General features: G+C 60.2%; 19 protein-coding genes. 13 read left to right on the forward strand and 6 right to left on the reverse strand.

The window, feature by feature from the left end; genetic code table 11:
• The first annotated feature begins 376 nt into the window (after positions 1-376).
• Both SH664x_RS00530 and SH664x_RS00535 read left to right on the forward strand, forming a co-directional pair.
• The gene (locus SH664x_RS00530) at positions 377-2,857 is read left to right on the forward strand and encodes a helicase HerA domain-containing protein (protein ID WP_437204084.1); all 2,481 of its coding nucleotides are present in this window, start codon (positions 377-379) and stop codon (positions 2,855-2,857) included.
• 87 nt (positions 2,858-2,944) lie between these two features.
• Positions 2,945-4,357, forward strand: coding sequence for a hypothetical protein (locus SH664x_RS00535; protein ID WP_437204086.1), 1,413 nt, complete (start codon positions 2,945-2,947; stop codon positions 4,355-4,357).
• Positions 4,358-4,517: 160 nt separating this feature from the next.
• Here SH664x_RS00535 and SH664x_RS00540 read toward each other — a convergent pair whose 3' ends face one another.
• On the reverse strand, positions 4,518-5,414 hold the full coding sequence (locus tag SH664x_RS00540) for a menaquinone biosynthesis family protein (RefSeq protein WP_437204088.1): 897 nt from the start codon (positions 5,412-5,414) through the stop codon (positions 4,518-4,520).
• A gap of 257 nt (positions 5,415-5,671) precedes the next feature.
• Here SH664x_RS00540 and SH664x_RS00545 point away from each other — a divergent pair, with 257 nt between their 5' ends.
• The 3 genes from SH664x_RS00545 to SH664x_RS00555 are packed head-to-tail and all read left to right on the forward strand — an operon-like array spanning position 5,672 to position 9,003.
• Positions 5,672-6,643 carry an aspartate carbamoyltransferase catalytic subunit gene (locus SH664x_RS00545; RefSeq protein ID WP_437204089.1) on the forward strand — a complete coding sequence of 324 codons (972 nt, stop codon included), beginning with the start codon at positions 5,672-5,674 and terminating at the stop codon, positions 6,641-6,643.
• The gene (locus tag SH664x_RS00550; RefSeq protein WP_437204091.1) at positions 6,640-7,941 is read left to right on the forward strand and encodes a dihydroorotase; all 1,302 of its coding nucleotides are present in this window, start codon (positions 6,640-6,642) and stop codon (positions 7,939-7,941) included. Before SH664x_RS00545 ends, SH664x_RS00550 begins: the two co-directional genes overlap by 4 nt.
• Before the next feature lie 45 nt (positions 7,942-7,986).
• On the forward strand, positions 7,987-9,003 hold the full coding sequence (locus tag SH664x_RS00555) for a phosphotransferase (protein WP_437204092.1): 1,017 nt from the start codon (positions 7,987-7,989) through the stop codon (positions 9,001-9,003).
• Positions 9,004-9,121: 118 nt separating this feature from the next.
• Here the strand turns inward: SH664x_RS00555 and SH664x_RS00560 are convergent, their stop codons facing one another.
• The 3 genes from SH664x_RS00560 to SH664x_RS00570 form a co-directional block, all read right to left on the reverse strand.
• The gene (locus tag SH664x_RS00560) at positions 9,122-9,850 is read right to left on the reverse strand and encodes an RluA family pseudouridine synthase (protein WP_437204094.1); all 729 of its coding nucleotides are present in this window, start codon (positions 9,848-9,850) and stop codon (positions 9,122-9,124) included.
• Between the two features lie 49 nt (positions 9,851-9,899).
• Positions 9,900-10,424, reverse strand: a complete 525-nt coding sequence (locus SH664x_RS00565) for an adenine phosphoribosyltransferase (RefSeq protein WP_437204096.1) — start codon at positions 10,422-10,424, stop codon at positions 9,900-9,902.
• A gap of 110 nt (positions 10,425-10,534) precedes the next feature.
• A complete protein-coding gene (locus tag SH664x_RS00570) occupies positions 10,535-12,223 on the reverse strand; it encodes a protein kinase domain-containing protein (protein ID WP_437204098.1) in 1,689 nt (562 codons plus the stop codon).
• A 97-nt stretch (positions 12,224-12,320) separates the two neighbouring features.
• Here SH664x_RS00570 and SH664x_RS00575 point away from each other — a divergent pair, with 97 nt between their 5' ends.
• The 8 genes from SH664x_RS00575 (at position 12,321) to SH664x_RS00610 (ending at position 17,917) form a co-directional block, all read left to right on the forward strand.
• Positions 12,321-12,692 (forward strand): sirohydrochlorin chelatase, encoded by a 372-nt coding sequence (locus SH664x_RS00575; RefSeq protein WP_437204100.1) that lies wholly within the window; start codon positions 12,321-12,323, stop codon positions 12,690-12,692.
• Complete coding sequence (locus tag SH664x_RS00580; RefSeq protein WP_437204102.1) at positions 12,685-13,938, forward strand: RNA polymerase sigma factor; 1,254 nt, start codon at positions 12,685-12,687, stop codon at positions 13,936-13,938. The genes SH664x_RS00575 and SH664x_RS00580 overlap by 8 nt, the downstream gene beginning before the upstream one ends.
• 164 nt (positions 13,939-14,102) lie before the next feature.
• Positions 14,103-14,495: a YciI family protein gene (locus tag SH664x_RS00585; RefSeq protein ID WP_437204104.1), complete on the forward strand. Its 393-nt coding sequence runs from the start codon at positions 14,103-14,105 to the stop codon at positions 14,493-14,495.
• A gap of 41 nt (positions 14,496-14,536) precedes the next feature.
• Complete coding sequence (locus tag SH664x_RS00590; protein ID WP_437204106.1) at positions 14,537-15,268, forward strand: DUF899 domain-containing protein; 732 nt, start codon at positions 14,537-14,539, stop codon at positions 15,266-15,268.
• A 57-nt stretch (positions 15,269-15,325) separates the two neighbouring features.
• Entirely contained in the window at positions 15,326-15,805 is a 480-nt protein-coding gene (locus SH664x_RS00595; protein WP_437204107.1) for a DUF1579 domain-containing protein, read from the forward strand.
• Positions 15,806-15,867: 62 nt separating this feature from the next.
• Positions 15,868-16,245 carry a YciI family protein gene (locus SH664x_RS00600; protein ID WP_437204109.1) on the forward strand — a complete coding sequence of 126 codons (378 nt, stop codon included), beginning with the start codon at positions 15,868-15,870 and terminating at the stop codon, positions 16,243-16,245.
• A 207-nt stretch (positions 16,246-16,452) separates the two neighbouring features.
• A complete protein-coding gene (locus tag SH664x_RS00605; RefSeq protein ID WP_437204111.1) occupies positions 16,453-17,337 on the forward strand; it encodes a GyrI-like domain-containing protein in 885 nt (294 codons plus the stop codon).
• A 172-nt stretch (positions 17,338-17,509) separates the two neighbouring features.
• Positions 17,510-17,917 carry a VOC family protein gene (locus SH664x_RS00610; protein ID WP_437204113.1) on the forward strand — a complete coding sequence of 136 codons (408 nt, stop codon included), beginning with the start codon at positions 17,510-17,512 and terminating at the stop codon, positions 17,915-17,917.
• Between the two features lie 178 nt (positions 17,918-18,095).
• On the opposite strand, the gene SH664x_RS00615 is transcribed toward SH664x_RS00610, so the two are convergent.
• Together SH664x_RS00615 and flgL are read right to left on the reverse strand one after the other, a co-directional pair.
• Entirely contained in the window at positions 18,096-18,413 is a 318-nt protein-coding gene (locus tag SH664x_RS00615) for an HDOD domain-containing protein (RefSeq protein WP_437204115.1), read from the reverse strand.
• Between the two features lie 59 nt (positions 18,414-18,472).
• Positions 18,473-19,912, reverse strand: a complete 1,440-nt coding sequence (flgL, locus tag SH664x_RS00620; RefSeq protein ID WP_437204117.1) for a flagellar hook-associated protein FlgL — start codon at positions 19,910-19,912, stop codon at positions 18,473-18,475.
• Positions 19,913-19,914 lie beyond the last annotated feature (2 nt).

The following is a 19,914-nucleotide window of genomic DNA, read 5'->3' on the forward strand; positions in this document are numbered from 1 at the left end:
CGGGCCGTAGCGTGAAGGACCTGTGGGTACGGCGGATTGGACCAGTTGTTCACCCCATGCAGCCGGCAGCACTGCCGCCGGTTATAAGCATTGACGCACAGCGCCGGCGGGTTTCCGCCAGTTGTCGCCGGAGAACAGGATTTCCGCCTGATGGGCTGAAACGACCGCCCCTGGACCTGCCCCGCTGGCTGCCCGCACCACGGGTTTCTCCGCCCATGCTGTTGCTTTTATGAAATATTCCCGTGCAGCGGCGGAAATGGTATAGCAGCAATGAAATCATCCTGAAGATGATTCACTGCGGCCAGAAGTCCCTTCTCCTGTCTGTTTCCGGTCCTGGCGTTTCATTTCACTCCTCAGATATCACGGCAGCACCCACATGTACGACTACGAAAAGCTTGGCGCGTTCTACCTGGGACGGGATTACGACCTCGCAGCCGGGCGAGCCCTTTCGCATGATGTGCTCTACGATTCACGCGATCTGACAACGCACGCCGTTATCGTCGGTATGACCGGCAGTGGAAAAACCGGGTTGGGGGTGACGCTCCTCGAAGAAGCCGCCATTGACCAGATTCCTTCGCTGATCATTGATCCCAAGGGGGACCTGGGAAATCTGGTGCTGCAGTTCCCGAATCTGGACCCCGGCGATTTCGAGCCCTGGATCGAAAAGGAAGACGCTCTCCGGCAGGGAATGAACGTGAATGAATTTGCCGCCGAGCAGTCACAACGCTGGAAAAAAGGACTGGCCGACTGGAACCAGCCGGTCGACCGGATCACTCGGCTGAAGCAGGCGGCCGATGTGGTGATTTATACTCCCGGCAGCAATACCGGCATCCCGTTGGCAATTCTGAAATCTCTGGATGCCCCGCCCGAAGCGCTGCGCAGCAATCCGGACGCCATCCGGGAAAAGATCTCGTCCACGGTCTCCGGGTTGCTGGCCCTGCTCGGGAAAGATGGGGACCCGCTCCGCAGCCGCGAGCACATCCTGCTGTCCAATATTCTGGAAACAGCCTGGACCGCCGGACGCGACCTCGATTTGGCGCAGCTGATTCGAGAGGTCCAGAAGCCCCCTTTCAGCCGGATCGGAGTGATGGATCTCGAATCGATTTTTCCGGTGGCGGAACGGATGGAACTGGCCATGACCATCAATAACGTTCTGGCCTCCCCCGCCTTCGCCAGCTGGACCGAAGGGGAACCCCTTGACATTCAGCGGATGCTCTACGCCCCGGATGGCCGCCCCCGCATGGCCATTGTTTCGATCGCGCATCTCAGCGACCGCGAACGGATGTTCTTCGTCACGATTCTGCTGAACGAAGTACTCACCTGGATGCGGTCGCAGTCCGGCACCTCCAGTCTCCGCGCTCTGTTGTATATGGATGAAGTCTTCGGCTATCTGCCGCCGACCGCGAATCCTCCCTCCAAGCTGCCGCTGCTGACCCTGTTGAAGCAGGCCCGCGCCTTTGGACTGGGGCTGGTGCTGGCGACGCAGAATCCGGTGGACCTCGATTACAAAGCACTCTCCAACGCCGGAACCTGGTTTCTGGGACGTCTGCAGACCGAACGTGACAAGCTCCGCGTGCTCGATGGGCTGGAAGGGGCCGCGACATCGACCGGCAGCGAGTTCAACCGCCAGCAGGTCGAGCAGATTCTGTCGGGGCTGCGGAACCGCGTGTTCATGATGAACAATGTCCATGATGCGGAGCCGACGGTGTTTCAGGTCCGCTGGGCGCTCTCTTACCTGCGCGGTCCGATGACTCGTGATCAGATCCAGACGGTGATGGCTCCCCGCAAAGCCCTCGCGACGTCGAACACGAGATCCGCTGTCCGTCCTGCACCGCTTGATTCCCGCTCGCCGGCGGGTGCGGCGACCGATGTCGCCCCCGGCTCCAGTGCTCCACCAATTCTCCCAGCGGAGATTCATCAGCGGTTTTTACCCATCGCCCGCAGCGTCCCCCGCGATGCCCGAATCGTCTATCAACCGGCGTTGCTGGCGGTCACACGGGCCCACTTTGTGGACGCCAAGTCCAAACTCGACGTATGGCAGGAATCGGGCTGGCTCGTTCATGCGACCGACGGAATCTCGAAAGATCCGTGGGAAGAAGCGGATGAAATCGACGCCCGCAAGCTGCGGGATGAACCGGCCCATGCGGAGGCGACGTACGGAGAATTGCCGGTCGAATTTAGTCGGCCTGCCTCGTACAAGGCCTGGGGAGCCTCATTGAAAAGTTATCTCTACCGGGCGAAAACGCTGACTCTCAGCTACTGTGCGGATCACAAACTCTATTCGCAGCCGCGCGAGCGCGAAGGGGACTTCCAGGCACGGTTGCTGACTCTCCAGCGCGAACGTCGCGATCTGGAGAAAGAGAAGGTCCGCAAGAAGTACGAAAGCAAAGTGGCGACCCTGAAAGACAAGATCCGCCGCGCGCAACAGAAGGAAGAGGTCGAACGTCAACAGGCAACCACCGCCACCGTCTCGGCAGCCATGTCCTTCGGCCAGTCGATTCTCGGTGCGTTGTTCGGCAAAAAGAAGCTGAGCACGACCAACGTGACCCGGGCTGCGACCTCTATGCGTTCCGCCGGGAAGGTTCTGGACCAGCGGAGCGACGTCCAGCGTGCAGCGGAAAACGTCTCCACCCTGCAGAAGGAGATGGAAGACCTGAGCGCTGAAGTGGAACAGGCACTGGAACAGGTCCAGAACCGGTTTTCGGAGTCCGCCGTGACCGTTGAACCCTATGAAGTGACCCCGCGGAAGGCCGATCTCGCTGTCGATGATCTGAGTCTGCTCTGGCTCCCTTATCAGGTCGGGGCCGGGGGGCGGCTCGACCCCGCGTTTGATGCTCCTTCCGCTCCGGGAGTCTGATGTGGCTGGCGAGTCGTAAGGGTTGTGGGAGAAGTGGCTTACGGCTTGTTTGCGTGCGAGACATTGACATTGAACTGAAGTGTCGGAGTGGCCAGCCTCATCCATGCGGGAATCTGGATTCATCTTGCCGCGACCGGGGGAATCACGTACCGTCCCCCGGTTTATCGCAGGCAGGTGGTTATGGATTCGGGTCAAAGAACTTTCGTTTCTGGAGTGGTGTTCGGGATCGCGCTCGGCATTGTCCTGGGGCATTTGACTCTCTGGAACGACCAGAGCAGCACGCGGCACGTGACCCTGCGCAAGGCTGCGAGCGGCGTCACCACTCCGCACTCCCCTTATTTCCAGATGCCGGATCGATCCGCCGGGGTGAATTCGCTCGAGAACTTCGAGCTGACATCGACCCAGCCGTTCGATGCCGGGCTCCCCTCGACACTGGAAAGCACGATTGCCATCGTGCGGCCCTCGCCGGACCTGGCTCAGCCGAGTGTAGCACCCCCCGCTGTGCTCCCTCTGCAGGAACCGGCTCCGATCCGGATTGCGGAAGCGACTCCGGTTCCGACGGAAGCAGTGCCGCTCCGGCCTGCACCGGCTGCCGTCGACGCGCAGCGTCTGCGGTCCATTGTCGATGAGGAGTTGACGGATCTGCCGGCTGCCGAACGGGAAGTCTGGTTTGAAGCCCTGAAGGATGTCCGCGCTCAGGATGCGCCGGAGATCCTGCGGATGTGGAAGATGCTGGGGGGCCCCACCCCGCAGTCGACTCGAACCCCGTCTCAACAGACGCTCGCACCCCTGTCAGAACTGGCTCCTCGAACGCTGCAGGCAGAACCAATTCCCTCGTCGCAGCGACACGCAGCGCTCGTACAGCAAGCGACCAGGATTCATCATCGCAATCTCCGCATGGCGAACACTCCCGGTTATCTGCGGATCGAGCCCGTCATCGTGGATGCCCTTACCGAGAACGGCATCGAACCGATGTCGATCCGCCAAGCGTTTGATTTCACTCAACGGCTTGTGAAAACCCAGTTCCCATTGGACGTCGCCATCCTCGGACCGGGAATGTTTGTCGTGCACAACGAGATGGGCGAACGATTCCTCACCCGGAACGGGCGATTTTCACTCGATCGGGAACGTCGCATCGTGGTGCAGATCGCCGGACAGAATTACATCCTGCAGCCCGAGGTCCGGCTGGAGGCTGATGGAGGTGAGGTGCTGATTGCAGCCGATGGAAGTCTTGAGGCTCAATGCGGCCATTGCTCCGAGTCCCGGAAGCATGGACCGATTCAACTGGCGATCCTGCTCACGCCGGAGCATCTTGAAGATCGAGGCAACGGGTTGTACCGGATTCCGGAAGAGTCGCTGCCGGAGCTGAGATTCGCCGCTCCCGGTTCCTCTCCTGGTGTCGGTACCCTGCTACAGGGCTCCTATGCCCTTCCGGAGATCGATGTCGTTGCCGAGCGGCAGGCAGCCGGACGGCTCAAGCCATCACTGCAACTCGAATAGATCATTCCGCTTCTGATCGGACCATCCTCTTGACGCGGACATGAGCGGTTCAACTCACGAAACGCTCGCTGCCCGCGGACTCGACAAAGCCACTTGCGATAGCAAAAGAGCCCGGGCGAGTGCTCGAGCTCTGTGAACAATGCGAACGCTGCGGGGCGGCTTACGCCTCGATGAATTCCAGATTCACCGGCTGGGGAATCAGCCCCGCCTTGTACCCCTCTTCCAGCAGCCGGGCGACGGCTTCACGGCCGCGCGGACCGAAGTCGACAGTCCAGTCGTTGACGTACATGCCGACGAATTCGTCCGCCTTACGGTTATCGAGATCCCGGCCGTACTGCAGCGCGTGCTGCAGTGCTTCCTGACGGTGCTTCAGGCCGTACTCGATGCTCTCTTTCAGATAATGGGTGACTTCCTTCATTCCCTGCGGACCGAGGTCCTTGCGGATCGCGTTTCCGCCGAGCGGCAGCGGCAGTCCGGTCTGCTCCATCCACCACTTCCCGAGGTCGACGACGAGGTGCAGCCCCTGCGTCATGTAGGTCAGCTGTCCTTCGTGAATGATCAGCCCGGCATCGGCTTCGCCCCGTTCGACGACGTTCAGAATCTCGTCGAACGGATGCACGACGTAGCGAAAGGTTCCAGCGTCACCCGACTGATGCGGATCGCGCGCGGGGGTCTGCGGCTTTCCCTGCAGGCAGAGATTGAGCGCCAGAAAGGCGGTCGTCAGCGTGCCCGGGACGGCAATCGTTTTTCCCTTCAGATCCGCGATCGTCTGCGGTTTACGGGTCACGACCATGGGACCGTAGTTGTCTCCCATGCTGGCGCCACAGGCGCACAGGGCATAGGTATCGGTCAGGTAGGCATAGCCATGCAGGCTGACGGCGGTCAGTTCCAGTTCGGCTGCAAAGGCCCGACGATTGAGAGTCTCGATATCCTGCAGTTCATGCGTGAACAGATATTTGCCGGAATCGATTTTGTCGTTGGCCAAAGCATGAAACATGAAGGCATCATCGGGATCGGGACTGTGGCCGACGCGAATGGAAATTTTTTCACTGCTCATGATCTGACACTCTTCGCAACAGGGTTGGTTCCGTGAACCGCAGCCGGGCCGGCATCTTCACGCGGAGATTGACGATTTTTAAATTCGCCGCTGACGCACTCCGTTTTTCAGGGCGAATCCGCCACGTTAGAAATGCACCCGTCCGGTTTCAAGTCCCACGATTCTTTCCCTCAATCGAAACGGATTGATTGTTCCGACCCCTGCGAGGGGTTAGGATGCTGACATTCCCTCCGGCCACATACCCATGTTGTCATCTTATGGTCGCAGCCCCTGCGCAACCGATCTCGCTCGAACTCTGGAAACGTCCGCACCTGCTGGGGTTACAGCATCTGTCGCGGGCCGAGATTGAGCTGATCCTCGATCACGCTGGCGAGTTCAAACAGCTGAAAAGTTCCGGAACCAAGCTGGAACAGCTGCGGGGCGTGGTGGTCGCCAACGTTTTCTTCGAGGCCTCCACGCGGACCCGTACCAGTTTCAGCCTGGCGGCCAAGCGGCTCAGTGCGGACACGGTCGACTTCACCGCTTCGGGCAGCAGTCTCTCCAAAGGCGAGACCATCATCGACACCGCCCTGACGATTCAATCGATGGGGGTTGATCTGATGGTGGTTCGCCACAGCTCGGCCGGGGCTCCGGAGATGCTGTCGCGGCACCTGAACTGCGGCATCGTCAACGCGGGGGACGGCGCTCACGAACATCCCACCCAGGGACTGCTCGATATCTTCACCGTGCGGGAGAATCTGGGCTCTCTCGAAGGGAAAACAATTACCCTCGTGGGTGACATCAAACATAGTCGGGTCGCCCGCTCGAATATCTGGGGGCTGACCAAGCTGGGGGCCAAAGTCATTGTCTGCGGTCCCGCCACGCTGATTCCCCCCGGCATCGAACGGCTGGGAGTCCGGGTGGTGCACCGGTTCGACGATGTCCTCGAAGAATCGGATGTCATTAACCTGCTGCGGGTGCAGTTCGAACGCCAGCGGGGGGCTTTCTTCCCCTCCATCGCCGAATACGCCCATCTCTTCGGCATGAATCGCGATCGTCTGAAGCGGGCGAAAAAAGATGTGCTGATTCTGGCTCCGGGGCCGATCAATCGCGGAGTGGAGATCACGCCTGATGTGGCCGACGGACCTCACTCGCGCATTCTGGACCAGGTGAGCAATGGTCTGTTCATCCGCATGGCCTGCCTGCATCTGCTGGCACAGTGCCGGATGGGAGCACAAAAGACACTATGAGTACGCTGCTGCTGACAGGTGGAAGAATTATCGATCCTGCGCGCGGGGTTGACCGCGTCGGCGATCTGCTGGTGCTCGATGGCAAGTTCACCGAGAATGCGTGGACCCCGCTGCCGATTCAACGGACGATCGATGCGCGTGGACTGATCGTCTGCCCGGGACTGATCGACTGCCACGTGGCCTTTCGCGAGCCCGGCTTCGAAGAAGACGAAACGATTGAAACCGGCGCTGCGGCTGCACTCGCGGGCGGGTTCACCACCGTCGCCTGCCTCCCCGAAACAGTGCCGGTCGTCGACAGCCGGGCCTCCGCCGAGTTCATCGTCCGGCAGGGAGAACGGGCGGGCAAGTGCCGCGTGCTGCCGATTGGTGCGGTTACCAAAGGCCGCGACGGGAAAGAGCTCGCTGAAATCGGTCAGTTGATCGACGGAGGGGCCATCGGCTTCTCCGACGGCAAGCATCCGATCGCCAACGCCGAGATCATGCGACGGGCCCTGCAGTACGCCGGAATGTGGAACAAGCCGATCCTGCACCACGCGCAGGTCCCCGAGCTGGTGCAGGGAGGGACCATGCACGAAGGGTTCCAGTCGACGATCCTCGGCTTGCGGGGCATGCCGGCTGCCGCCGAAGAGATCATGGTTCGACGCGACATCGCGCTCGCGGAGACCACCGGTGGTCGCGTGCACCTGATGGCCATCTCCTCCCTCCGCAGCGTGGAAGAGGTGCGGCGGGCCATTCTGCGTGGGCTGCGAGTTTCGGCGAGCGTCACTCCCCATCATCTCCTGCTGACCGATGAAGCCCTCGAAGGCTACGGCACGCATTGCAAGGTCGACCCTCCACTGCGGACGGAAGAACATCGCCAGGCGCTCATCGAAGGGCTGAAGGATGGCACGATCGGTGTGATTGCGTCCGATCACCAGCCCTTTGCCGAAGAGAAAAAAACGACCGAGCTGGATCATGCCCCCTTCGGGATTGCCGGACTCGAAACTCTGCTGCCAATCTGCGTGGCGGCGCTGATTCAACCGGGACATCTGACCTGGCCGCAGCTGCTGTCGAAACTGACCCTCGGTCCGGCGCAGCTGTTCGGACTCGATTCCGGCACGATGCGTCCGGGGGCCCCTGCCGACATTACAGTGATCGATCCGGAGGCCCGCTGGCGGATTAACGCGGCCGAGTTCCATTCCCGCAGCCGCAACTCACCCTTTCATCAGACGAACGTGCAGGGTCGCGTCCGCTACACCATCGTGGGGGGGGAAGTCCGTTACACCGCTCCCGACGCCCCTCCTCACAAGAAGAGCTGACACCGCGCGGTCATATTCGCAGGTGAAGAGTCCCGGACGGTCGCGATGAACGATCAAGCCCACTTCTGGAGAAGCGTGGCGGCACAGTTCCTCCCGGAGTCTGTTCAGATCCAGGCGTGCGTTTCCGCAACAGGAGGCTTCAGCGGAGCCACCGTCGTGCGGGTTGAGACGAACGCCGGCCACTTCGCACTTCGTCATTGGCCCGCCGATTTTCCTATCGAGCGGATTCGCGAGTTGCATCGCTATCTGGGAGAACTCAGCCGACAGGCATTGCCCGTGGCTGTCCCTTTGCCGCACGGGTCCACGCGCGATACCGTTCTGAATGTGTATGGCGAGCTGTGGCAACTGGAACCCTGGCTGCCTGGAGTACCCTGCCGGACCGCCGGAGCGATTTCCGATGAGCAGCTCATCAACGGGGCTCGCACGCTGGCCCGGATGCATGTCGCCTCCAGTCGCTACCAATGTACTCCCCGGGGGAGGCGATGGTTTCAGTGTCGTCATGCTCCCCCGCCCGCTGCGTCAGAACGCCGGGCGGTGATCGCACGTTGGGATCAACAACAGCTCTGGTACCGACGTCAGCAATTGCTCACCGCGTCGGCTCCGTTTCAGCAGCTCGCGACCACCCTGCTGGACGCTTATGGCCAACAGGCACGCCAACTCGATCAGGAGCTGGCCGACTGCGAAAAAATCGCCGTTGCGCTGCATCCCTGCTGGCGCGATCTCTGGAGTGATCACATCTTGTTTACGGAAGATCAGGTGACCGGACTGATTGATCCCAGTGCCACACGGACCGAGAATGTCGCCAGTGATCTGTCGCGCTGGCTGGGGGGACTGCTCGAGAACGACCAGCGCCGCTGGCAACTGGCATTAAATGCCTACGCGACGATTCGTCCTCTCTCGCCACAGGAGCAGCAGCTGATTCACACACTGGAGCGGAGCAGCGCCCTGCTGAGTGGGCTGACGTGGATTGAACGTTGGGCGATGAGCGCCATTCCTTCCGGGCAACTGCCGGCGGTTTGTGAACGGCTGGAACGCTTGGTGGAGCGGGTTCGGTTTTGTTGAATCGCGGAGCTCTCGTGAACGCTTCAGGCTCTGTGAACTGGCGCTCCGGGAATTCGGGCTTTGTGGTGAAGTGCTGACATCCGCGTGGCAGGAACGGGCATTCCCTTCTCGAAAGACCCTACTCAAGATTCCCCAGACCGAGGCGATTCCACAATCGGGGGAGCGCTGCGGTGATGGTCATCTCGTCGTAACGGACCGGATGCTTCAGGGTCAATGAGCGGGCATGCAGTGCGATCGGCGCAGCGGTCCGGTCCACATCGGAAAAGCCGGGAAACATGCCGCTGGCTCCATACTGCTCATCGCCGATGATGGGCCAGCCACGGCTGCCGAACTGCACCCGAATCTGATGCATTCGTCCGGTTCCCAGTTCGATCTCGACGAGCGCCCGGCCGTTGCCGGTTTTCAGGACCTGGTACGTCAGATGGGAAAATTTGGCCTCAGAATTCTTCTCGCTGGAAATCTCCACGCGGGAGTGATCCGGAATGCGGTAGATCCAGTCTTCCAGCTTCCCCGCAGGTTGATCGGGAATGCGTTCCAGCACCGCACGGTAGACTTTTTTCACTTCGCGCTGAGCAAACTGTTCGGAGAGTCGGGCAGCGCATTTCGAGTTTCGCGAGAAGACGACGACCCCCGACACCGGTCGATCGATCCGGTGCGGGACCCCCAGATAGACATTGCCGGGCTTGTTGTACTTCTTCTGCAGATAGGCTTTGACCTGATCGACCAGACTGGTCACGCCACGCGGTGCCCCCTGGGAAATCACTCCGTGCGGTTTGTTCACCGCGATGACCGGCCCATCCTCGCAGATGACATCCAGCGGCGGCAGTTCAGAATCAAAGTCAGACAAGGGACACATTCACAAAGAGGAACCGGGTGGCTGCAGGTCTCGACCGGCATCAGGCTTCAGAATCGTACTGCAACAGGCTGAACGTGTCGTAACCCCCCAGTCGGTCCCGCCCCCCCAGGAAGGTCAGTTCCACCACAAACGCACAGCCGACGACATGAGCTCCGGTATTCTCCACCAGTTTGGCGCAGGCGTTCATCGTGCCTCCCGTCGCCAGCAGATCGTCGACCAGCAGAACATTCTCGCCAGGACCGAACGCATCGGTGTGAATTTCGAGCGAGTCCGATCCGTACTCCAGATCGTAATGAAACGTGTGCTTCTCGAAGGGGAGTTTGCCCGGCTTGCGAACCGGGACGAAGGCGGTGTTCAGCTCCAGTGCCAGCGGAGCGGCAAACAGAAATCCCCGGGCCTCGGCGGCAGCGATGGCATGGATCTTGAGATGGCGATAATGATCCGCCAGCTGGCGGATGGTCTCCCGATACGCCTCCGGCTGCGCGAGCAGCGGCGTGATGTCGCGAAACATGATTCCCGGTTTGGGAAAGTTCGGAATATTGCGGATGTGTTTTCGGAGATCCATCGGTTCCAGACTTCTGTTCGATTCCCGCAGTTCTGCCCGCCCGAGCAGCGGCAAAAGCCCGCTTGGCAAGTTCGGGAATTATGGAGTTTCCCGCGTCCGTTGGGAACTCTTCAGTTTGCTGCACTTTCCGACAGGTTGTGAAGCTTCTGGCGAGCGGCGGCGACCTGGGAGGCGGCGTCCGGATCGGCCTGATACAGCTCGATGATGCTCCGCCAGATCGCAGCGGCCGAAGCCTTCTCTCCCGCAGCCTGCAACTCGTCCGCCCGGGCGAGTGCACTCCGGACGTAGTCCAGTCGCTGCGGTTCCAGCTGCGCCGAAAGTTGCGTTCGCAATTGTTGCACGAGCGGCAGGTACGAACTGTGTTCCTCATTACCCGCCAGCAACGTTTCCAGCGCTGCCAGCTTGGCCAATGCCTCGGGGAGCAACCCGAGCCGCCGCAATTCCAGAACTTGCCGAAGAATCGCTTCGGGTTCGGAAGCGGGAGGGGGATCGCGTCGCAGTTCCCGTCCGAGCAGACCTTTTTTCAGTTCGTAGGTGCGGATCCGGGACAAATAAGGATCGGTCTTCGGTCCCCAGACTTCCGGATCACTCTCCACCAGCGGCGCAAAGTAATCCCGTTTGGCTTCTTCCCAGGCGGGACCTTCCGGGCTCTCCATCAGTTTCTCGCCCCGTTCGAAGCGGACTTCGGGAGTCAGGCGGTTCATGCGGCTGAGTCCGTAGCCTCCCCCAATCAGCAACATCAGCAGGCCGAACAGGACCCATCCATTGTCAAAAAATTTGCTCCAGCCGGTCGATTGCTGCTGCGATTCCAGATGCGTCCGCAACAGATCACGCACCAGTGTTCCCCCCACCTCGCCATGCGGGGCAGGCAGACCCCCTCCGCCGTCGGCTTGGGTCACATTGGTTGCGGCGGCCTCGTCGGTATCGGACATCTGGGCGTCGCGGAAATCGACTTTCTTCGCCACTTCCTGCAGTCGCAGGCCCAGCACGTAGGCATCGGGATAGCGGTCTTCCACTTTCTTGGCCAGACATTTGCAGACGATCTCGTCCAGCCAGAACGGAATCTCCGGAACAATCCGTTTCGGGCTGTCGAATTGTGAGAAGCGATGCTTCTGGACAATGTCGAGCGTCGTTTTGCCGGTAAACGGCGGACGGCCCGTCAGCATCACGTACATCACCGCACCCAGCGAATAGATGTCGCTCTGCTTCGTGGCCCGCTGTCCGGCCGCCTGCTCAGGAGACATGTACTCTGCGGTTCCCAGAATCCCGCCGGTCACTGTCAGCTTGGAAGAGGCGAACACCTGCGCGATGCCGAAGTCGGTCAGCTTGACGGTCCCGTTTTCATCGAGCAGCAGATTCGAAGGCTTGATATCGCGATGCACAATTCCGCAGTTATGTGCTGCCTTGAGGGCCTTGCAGACCTGTACGGAAATGTCGATGACCATCCGCCAGGGGAGTCGCTTTTCCCGCTTCAACCGTGAGGTCAGCGTCTCGCCGGGAACATACTCCATGGCGTAGTAATAGATCCCGTTGTCTTCTCCGCTTTCATAGAGCTCCACGACATTCGGGCTTTTCAGCTGCTGCATCGCAGCAATTTCGCGGTTGAATCGGGCCACGAACCCCGCTTCGCGACCCATCGATGCCGGGAGCATCTTGATCGCCGCTTCCCGACCCGACTCCACGTGCTGTCCGAGATAGACCGTGCCCATTCCTCCCGCGCCCAATTCGCGTTCAATACGGTATGATCCGATTCGCTCGGGAGGGGGAGTCGGCGTTGTCTGAGCGGTCGGTTCAGTCACTCAAAGATTCCTGATCAGCAGCGTTGGCAAAGGTTACTTCAGTTCGGGGCGCCTTCCGGATGAACGGGCGCGTCTGCATCGAGTCTATGGAGCATTGATGTCCGCAGCAATTCTGTTGATTGCCCACGGGAGCCGACGGGCGGCTGCGAATGCCGATCTTGTGGCGGTCGCACAGGCCCTCGCCCCCCGAGTCGAGGCTCCGATCGTGGAAATCGCCTATCTGGAACTGGCCGAACCCTCGATTCCCCAAGGCTTGCAGCGCTGTCTGTCGCGCGGTGCGACCGAGATCCGGATGCTGCCGTATTTTTTGTCCGCCGGCTCGCATGTCAGTGATGATCTGCGTACCTTCCGGGCAGAGTTCATTCAGGCGCAGCCCGAAATCGCGGTCACCATTTGTCCCCCGCTGGGATTGCATCCGCTGATGATCGAGATCCTGATCGACCGTCTCAAAGAACAACTGCATGAGTGAACAGACACGCCTCCCTACGCCGGAACGCATTGCCGAGATCTATCGTGCGGAATCACGACGGGTGTTTGCCACGCTGATTCGCCTGCTCGGGGACTTCGATCTGGCGGAAGAGGCGCTGCACGATGCCTTCGCCGCCGCGCTGGAGCAGTGGCCGCGCGAGGGGCTCCCCGCCAATCCGCGCGCCTGGCTGGTCTCGGCGGGTCGGTTTCGGGCGATCGACACGATCCGTCGACGCACCCGGTTTGATGCTTCGCTCGGACAGCTTGCCGACCGACTCGGCACCCAGACCGAGCCCGTTCTTCTGGACGAGGAGGGGGTGGAGGATGACCGCCTGCGGCTGATCTTCACCTGTTGCCATCCAGCGCTTTCTCCCGAGACCCAGATTGCGCTCACGCTGCGGGAAGTCTGCGGGCTGACAACCGAAGAAATCGCCAGCGCGTTCCTGACGACGCCCTCCACGATTGCTCAACGGATCGTGCGCGGCAAATCGAAGATCCGCGATGCCGGCATCCCGTACGCGGTCCCCTCCACCAAAGACCTGCCGGAGCGAATTGAATCGGCGCTGCAGGTGGTCTATCTCGTCTTTAATGAGGGTTACTCTGCGTCCTCGGGCAACTCGTTGACCCGTGCCGACCTTTCTGAAGAAGCGATCCGGCTGGGCCAACTGCTGCAGGAACTGCTCCCGACTGCGGAGGTCCTGGGGCTGTTGGCACTGATGCTGCTGCAGGAATCGCGTCGAGCCGCCCGTGCGACCGCAGAGGGGGATCTGATTCTGCTGGAGGATCAGGACCGGGGTTTATGGAATCGTGAGCAGATTGCCGCCGGAACCAGGCTGGTTCGCGCGGCCTTGGCGTCGGGCGAGGCGGGGCCATATGCCCTGCAGGCGGCGATCGCTTCCGTCCATGCCGCTGCAGCCGAGTCGGGAGAAACAGACTGGAGGCAGATCGTTCTCTTCTACGATGCCTTGCTGCGCATCAGCCAGTCGCCGGTGGTCGAATTGAACCGCGCCGTCGCCATCGCCATGCGCGATGGTCCAGAAGCCGGGCTGCAACTGGTCGACGGTCTTCTCGGTCGTGAAACGTTGCGGAATTACCACCTGCTCCACGCGGCCCGCGCTGATTTCTACCGACGACTGGGACGGAGAACTGAAGCCCGCGCAGCGTATGCAGAGGCACTGCGGCTGGCCAGACAGGAGCCGGAACGCCGGTTTCTGCAATCCCGGCTGGAGGAACTGGCGTCCGCATGAACGGGTGGACTCCAGGAATTTCGATGTTTTTTCGAACTCCTTTGCTGACAGGCCTCTGCGACGCCGGATGGGTATTTTGAGAAATTCCCGAAGGGCTTGTCGATTCGCCACGGATTCATTCGACAATCAGGCAACGAGAGTCATTCACCGCACCGGAGATTTCCATGAAATTTATCTGTCTGGGGTTTCACAACGAAACCGCCTTTACGCAGCTTCCCGCCGAGAAAGCCCAACAGATGATGGAAGAGTGCTTTGCCTATGACGATGAACTCCGTCGCGGCGGACATTTTATCGGAGGCGAGGCGCTTGATTCCTCCCGCAATGCGGTCACGTTAAGTTATCAGAATGGGCGAGTGGTCGTCACCGACGGTCCTTATGCGGAAACCAAAGAGCAGCTGGGCGGAATTCTGTTTCTGGAAGCACGCGATCTGAATCACGCCATCCAGCTGATGTCGAAACATCCGGGCGTTCGCAACGGGCCGTTTGAAATCCGCCCTGCTCATGAGTTCGTCAATCAGCTGATTCAGGAGCGTGACCGTCAGGTCAAAGCCCCCTGAGCGGTCTCTTTCTTCTGTCCCACGAGAGAATGGAAACGATCATGACCACTCCTCTCCCGCACCCTCCCATTGCCTCCCGCGGAGAATGGAACGCGGCCCGGTCAGAGCTGCTGCTGCAGGAAAAAGAACTGACGCGGCAACAAGACCGGGTGAACGCCCAGCGGCGACGACTCCCGATGGTGCTGCTGGAAAAAGAGTATCGGTTCGAAGGGGCCACCGGCTCGCGCAGCCTGCTGGACCTGTTTGAAGGGCGGCCGCAGCTGATCATCTATCACTTCATGTTCGATCCGGCCTGGGAGAAGGGATGCCCCGGCTGCACCGGACTGGTGAATGAAATGGGAGATCTGTCGCTGCTGAACCAGCGGAACACCACATTCAAGCTGGTCTCCCGGGCCCCCTTCCTGAAGCTGCAGTCCTATCGCGCTGATCAAGGTTGGGAGGTCGACTGGTACTCTTCATTCGGAAGCGATTTCAATTACGACTTCCACGTCACTCTCGATTCAACCATCGTGCCTCTGCAGCACAACTTTCGCACCGCGGCGGAACTGGAAGAGCGTCGGGAGAAAGAGCCCTATTTCCTGCAGGGAGAGACACACGGCATCAGCGTCTTTTTTCAGTGGGAGAATCAGGTTTATCACACCTACTCGGCCTATGCCCGTGGTGTGGAAGGCCTGACGAACTGCTATGGCCTCCTCGATATCACCCCTTTTGGCCGACAGGAAGATTTTGAGGATTCGCCTGCAGGCTGGCCGCAGAAACCGACCTACGGTTAATTCAGTCGCCTGCAATGTTGTCCCTGGCTGTGATCTGACACTTACGGAGAACCACTCATGTTTTCGCAACCGCAACAGCAACATCAATGGCTGCAGCAACTCGTGGGCGAATGGGTCGTCGACATGGAGTGCAGCATGGGGCCGGACCAGCCTCCGGGCAAATTTCAGTACCGCGAGTCGGTGCGGTCGCTCGGTGGCCTGTGGGTGATGGCCGAATCGGTGAATCAAACACCGGACGGGGGCGAGTCGCGGAACATCATGACCCTCGGCTTTGATGCGAAGAAGCAACGCTACGTCGGTACGTTCATCAGCTCGATGATGGACTATCTCTGGACGTACGACGGCGAACGCGATGCCGCGACGAATACCCTGCCTCTGGCAGCTGAAGGCCCGACGATGGACGGGCAGGGGTTCACGCAGTTCGTGGATTCGATCACCATCATCGACAAGGACCATCGCACGCTGAAGAGCAAAATCCTGATGCCCGATGGCAACTGGGTGGAATTCATGTCCGCGAACTATCGTCGGGTCGGCTGAACGTCGACCGACAGCAACTCACCCATCATTGCCTCATCCATTCCGACCGGAGGACTCCTCCCATGAAGTATCTGCTGCTGATTTACACTGCTGAAGAGGTCTGGACCGAGGCCGAGCGTGAGAAGTGCTACGCGGAATCGACAGCGCTGACGCACGAACTCGATCGCGAGGGAAACTTTCTGGCCGCTGCACCGTTGCATCCGGTGTCGACCGCGACAAGTGTCCGCGTTCGCGAAGGAAAACGGCTGGTCACGGACGGCCCGTTTGCCGAAACCCGGGAGCAGCTGGGGGGCTATTTCCTGATCGACGCCAAGAGTCTCGATGAGGCCATCGACATCGCGGGCCGCATTCCCGGGGCACGCAAGGGAACGGTTGAGGTGCGGCCTGTGCTGGAGATTCCAGGTCTGCCTGACCCCAACGGGAGACGTGAGGGCGGGTGACCCACGACTCGCGGGAGTGCGCAGCAACCACCGAGAATTGATTGGCGGACGCTCAGCCAGGGCATTTTATTTTTTGATCCACCCGTTCTTGCCACGCGGAACTGAGCATTTCATCACACACAACGCTTACTGCGTGGGTACTGGAAAGAGCAACCTGCTCTAACGAAAAATCGATTGTTCCAGTTCATCAGCGGAAAGAGGCTCTCCATGAAGGTCATGGTCATCGTGAAGGCCACCAAAGATTCCGAAGCCGGGGTCTTCCCCAGTCAGCAGTTGATTGTGGACATGGGAAATTACAACGAACAGCTTGTTAAAGCGGGCATTATGCTCAGCGGCGACGGGCTGCAGCCCAGCTCGGCGGGGGCCAGGGTCTATTTTAAAGGCCCGCAGCGTACCGTGGTGGATGGACCGTTCACCGAAACCAAGGAACTGGTTGCCGGCTTCTGGATTTGGCGGGTCAAGTCGATGGAGGAAGCGATCGAGTGGGCGCTGAAATGTCCCAACCCTCACAACGAGGATTGTCACATTGAGATCCGTCCCTGTTACTCGGGGGACGACTATGCCGAATGGGATGAAACCGGCGAAATGGTGGCTCAGGAAAACCGCCTGCGGGCGGAGGTTTTCGGCCTCTCGGCACCCCGTTACGAGCAGGCAGGCGAACTGCGGATCGCAGGTTCGAACGCCCGCTATACCGCGCAGACGCGCGTCAATATTCCTTCACAGTGGGAAAAATTCGCGCCGCACATCGGATATGTTCCCGGACAGGTGGGGGGCATGACCGCTTACGGAGTGATCTGGAACGGGAATGAACGCGGAGAGTTTGACTATCTCTGCGGTGTCGAAATTTCCGGTACAGAAGCGCTGCCCCAGGAGATGACATCGGTGCAGCTGTCGCCCCAGAAGTATGTCGTCTTCACCCACGAACAGCACATCTCGAAGATCCACGACACGTTGCAGGCCATCTGGAACGACTGGATTCCGGACTCTGCCTTAAAGGTGGTTCACGGCCCGTGGTTCGAAAAATATACCGAGGCCTTCAACCCGGAAACCGGCTACGGCGGGACGGAAATCTGGATTCCTGTCGAGTCGTGACTCGTGACGGCTTCGATTTCGTGGCGCGGATTTGCTATCGCCGCACCGGTCGGCTTGCTCTTCGGGTAGGTCTCGATCGAAGCCTGCGCCGGCTGGTCTGCATCGGAGGCGGGACGTTCCGACGCGCTGCGCGTGCTCCCATTCATTTTCTGTCTTCTGAAAAGGGCCGAACATGGCAACCAAGATCTTTGTGAACCTCGCAGTGAAGGACCTGAACCGGTCGAAGGAGTTCTATCAGGCGCTCGGCTACTCCTTCAATCCGCAGTTCACTGACGACACGGCGGCCTGCCTCGTGATCAGTGATCAGATTTACGCGATGCTGTTGACTCACGACAAATTCCAGGGCTTCGCGCCGGGCGAAATCTGTGACTCCTCGAAAAGCAACGAAGCCCTCCTGGCGCTCTCGTGTGACAGCCGCGAAGCGGTCGACGCGATGATCAGCAAGGCGATTCAGGCGGGGGGCAAGACCTATCGTGAGCCGATGGATCATGGCTTCATGTACTGGCATGCCTTTCAGGATCCGGACGGACACGCCTGGGAGCATTTCTGGATGAATGAAGCAGCACTGCCCGCCGGCTGAGCAGGAACGGGTCCTGCGCTGAAAGGACCGCCGAGAGGGGTCGCCTTCCAGGACGATGGACTTCCGAGGTTTTAGAGCACTTTGACCCTTGCTTGCTTGCGCCGTCCTCGTCACGCGGAAGTCCGCCTGTCGCCATGCGAAGCGGTCGCAGCGCGGGGACCGGACAGAGCCACCAGCTCTAGCCGGCGGCCGCTCTGCGTTCCGGCTGGGCTTTTTCCTGCAGCTGGCGCAGCGTTTCCCGGATGCGCTTCATCCCCAGCAGGGCCAACGCATGTCGCAGCGATCGAACCTCATACGCTCCCAGTCCGGCCGAGGTGGCAGACCGCATCAGGTGAGCGGCAATCAGCGGACGGGAGCCGAGTTCCCGCTCCAGACGCGCAAAACTGACGTCGTCGTCGGTCGTAAACGCCAACAGTTCGTCCAGATCCTGCAGGGCCGGGCGAACATCAAAGTGGGGTGCGGCCTGTCGGTGGGCTGCATCTCGGCGGATGGTCATCGCTCTGGTCACCTCCGTTCAGAATGTTCTCTTTTCAACTTGTCCATCGGCGGGCGACTTCAGGAAATGAAATCAAGGATCGACATGTTGCTGAGTTGCCCCAGGGTTGCGAATGTAAACTGCAGCAGGTTCTGTTGCTCCTGCAGCTGAATGATCGTGGCGGAGTAATCTGCCCCCTGCACATCATTCAGGATCGCGGTGGCCTCGAGCTTCAGGTCTCCCATACGTGACTCCAGTTGATCCAGATGTTCCAGCGTGATTGACTGCTGCCCGATCACATTCAGTAACTGGGTGTTGGCGGTGTCGATGTCGCCAATGTGGCGTTCGAATGCCGCAGCCTGTTCGGCTGAGCTGAGCCCGTGCACATTGAGCAAATCGTCCCGCAGATTTTGAATCAGCTGAAACAGGTCTCCGGCGGTCCGCGTTGTGACAACTGCGTTTCCCGCCTGTGCGACATCGGTGGTGTCGAAGTATTGCACCGTCCCTAGCGAAGCGTTGACCAGCAACTGGTTGTCGGTGAATTCAATCGGAATCTCCGTCATTCCTCCATCGACGGACAACGTGCCGTCGGCCGTCAGCTCGACCGTGCCCGTAAAGCCCGCGGTGAGTGCCGACAGGTCCACATAGACGACTTCTCCATTCGGCCCCGTGACCTTGAGGTCGCGATCTGCGCTGGTGAATGTGACGGGAGTCCCCCCGTTGAGCGAGACTGTCGTGGGGACGCCTGTTCCGTTCGCAGCGGTGATTGTCAGCTGATGCCGACCCGCCGGCCCGATGACCGTGTCCCCGGCGGCGGAACTGGCACCGGGTGTCACTCCCGATGTCCCCTGATAGGTTGTTGCGGTGTGTCGAACCTGCAGCTGCGTGGAGGCGGTTCCGGCGGAAGTTCCCGATCCGGCGCGCACTCCGGTCGATCCGGCAATGTTCAGGACTCCTCCGGACCGGGCCTGAAAGATCTGACTCCCTGCGAGATAAGCCTGAAAGGGCAGCGAATCCCCGATCTGCATCGTACCCGTCGTCGCTGAGCCGAGATACTCGACACGGCCATCGGCCTGTTTGACGAACGGCTGGGCGGAAGAGTTCACCCCCCCGAAGAGAAAGTGTCCATCCATCTGGGCATTGGCAATGGTGAGCAACTGGTCTCGAAGGGAATCGAGTTGCCGCACGAGCACACTCCGCTCGCTCTCATCGGTCACCTGGCTCGCCTGCAGAGAAATCTCTTTCGCTTTCACCAGCAATTGCTGGGCGTCGCCTACGTGGGCCGCGGCGGCGTTCAACGTGTTGCGCGCCAGACCGACCGAAGTCAGCTGTTGCGTCAGACGATCGACAATCGACTGCTGTTGCAGCATGACCCGATGTCCATTGGGATCATCCGAAGGCTTGGTGAGCCGCACTCCGCTGGAGAGCTGTTGCTGCAGCACGGCACTCCGCGCAAGCTGCTTCTGCGAGGTCATTCGCCCCAGTTCATACTGCCGGTGCTGTGAGATGCGATAAACCATGG

Origin of the sequence: Planctomicrobium aquicomposti (genome assembly GCF_051466325.1) — a bacterium.
Taxonomy (GTDB): Bacteria; Planctomycetota; Planctomycetia; order Planctomycetales; family Planctomycetaceae; genus Planctomicrobium.

What these genes read in the sequence shown, in the direction of transcription:
- SH664x_RS00530 (WP_437204084.1), top strand. Translation starts at nt 377, where the DNA reads ATGTACGACTACGAAAAGCTTGGCGCGTTCTACCTGGGACGGGATTAC.
- SH664x_RS00540 (WP_437204088.1), bottom strand. Translation starts at nt 5,414, where the DNA reads ATGAGCAGTGAAAAAATTTCCATTCGCGTCGGCCACAGTCCCGATCCC.
- SH664x_RS00545 (WP_437204089.1), top strand. Translation starts at nt 5,672, where the DNA reads ATGGTCGCAGCCCCTGCGCAACCGATCTCGCTCGAACTCTGGAAACGT.
- SH664x_RS00550 (WP_437204091.1), top strand. Translation starts at nt 6,640, where the DNA reads ATGAGTACGCTGCTGCTGACAGGTGGAAGAATTATCGATCCTGCGCGC.
- SH664x_RS00555 (WP_437204092.1), top strand. Translation starts at nt 7,987, where the DNA reads ATGAACGATCAAGCCCACTTCTGGAGAAGCGTGGCGGCACAGTTCCTC.
- SH664x_RS00565 (WP_437204096.1), bottom strand. Translation starts at nt 10,424, where the DNA reads ATGGATCTCCGAAAACACATCCGCAATATTCCGAACTTTCCCAAACCG.
- SH664x_RS00575 (WP_437204100.1), top strand. Translation starts at nt 12,321, where the DNA reads ATGTCCGCAGCAATTCTGTTGATTGCCCACGGGAGCCGACGGGCGGCT.
- SH664x_RS00580 (WP_437204102.1), top strand. Translation starts at nt 12,685, where the DNA reads ATGAGTGAACAGACACGCCTCCCTACGCCGGAACGCATTGCCGAGATC.
- SH664x_RS00585 (WP_437204104.1), top strand. Translation starts at nt 14,103, where the DNA reads ATGAAATTTATCTGTCTGGGGTTTCACAACGAAACCGCCTTTACGCAG.
- SH664x_RS00590 (WP_437204106.1), top strand. Translation starts at nt 14,537, where the DNA reads ATGACCACTCCTCTCCCGCACCCTCCCATTGCCTCCCGCGGAGAATGG.
- SH664x_RS00595 (WP_437204107.1), top strand. Translation starts at nt 15,326, where the DNA reads ATGTTTTCGCAACCGCAACAGCAACATCAATGGCTGCAGCAACTCGTG.
- SH664x_RS00600 (WP_437204109.1), top strand. Translation starts at nt 15,868, where the DNA reads ATGAAGTATCTGCTGCTGATTTACACTGCTGAAGAGGTCTGGACCGAG.
- SH664x_RS00605 (WP_437204111.1), top strand. Translation starts at nt 16,453, where the DNA reads ATGAAGGTCATGGTCATCGTGAAGGCCACCAAAGATTCCGAAGCCGGG.
- SH664x_RS00610 (WP_437204113.1), top strand. Translation starts at nt 17,510, where the DNA reads ATGGCAACCAAGATCTTTGTGAACCTCGCAGTGAAGGACCTGAACCGG.
- SH664x_RS00615 (WP_437204115.1), bottom strand. Translation starts at nt 18,413, where the DNA reads ATGACCATCCGCCGAGATGCAGCCCACCGACAGGCCGCACCCCACTTT.
- flgL (WP_437204117.1), bottom strand. Translation starts at nt 19,912, where the DNA reads ATGGTTTATCGCATCTCACAGCACCGGCAGTATGAACTGGGGCGAATG.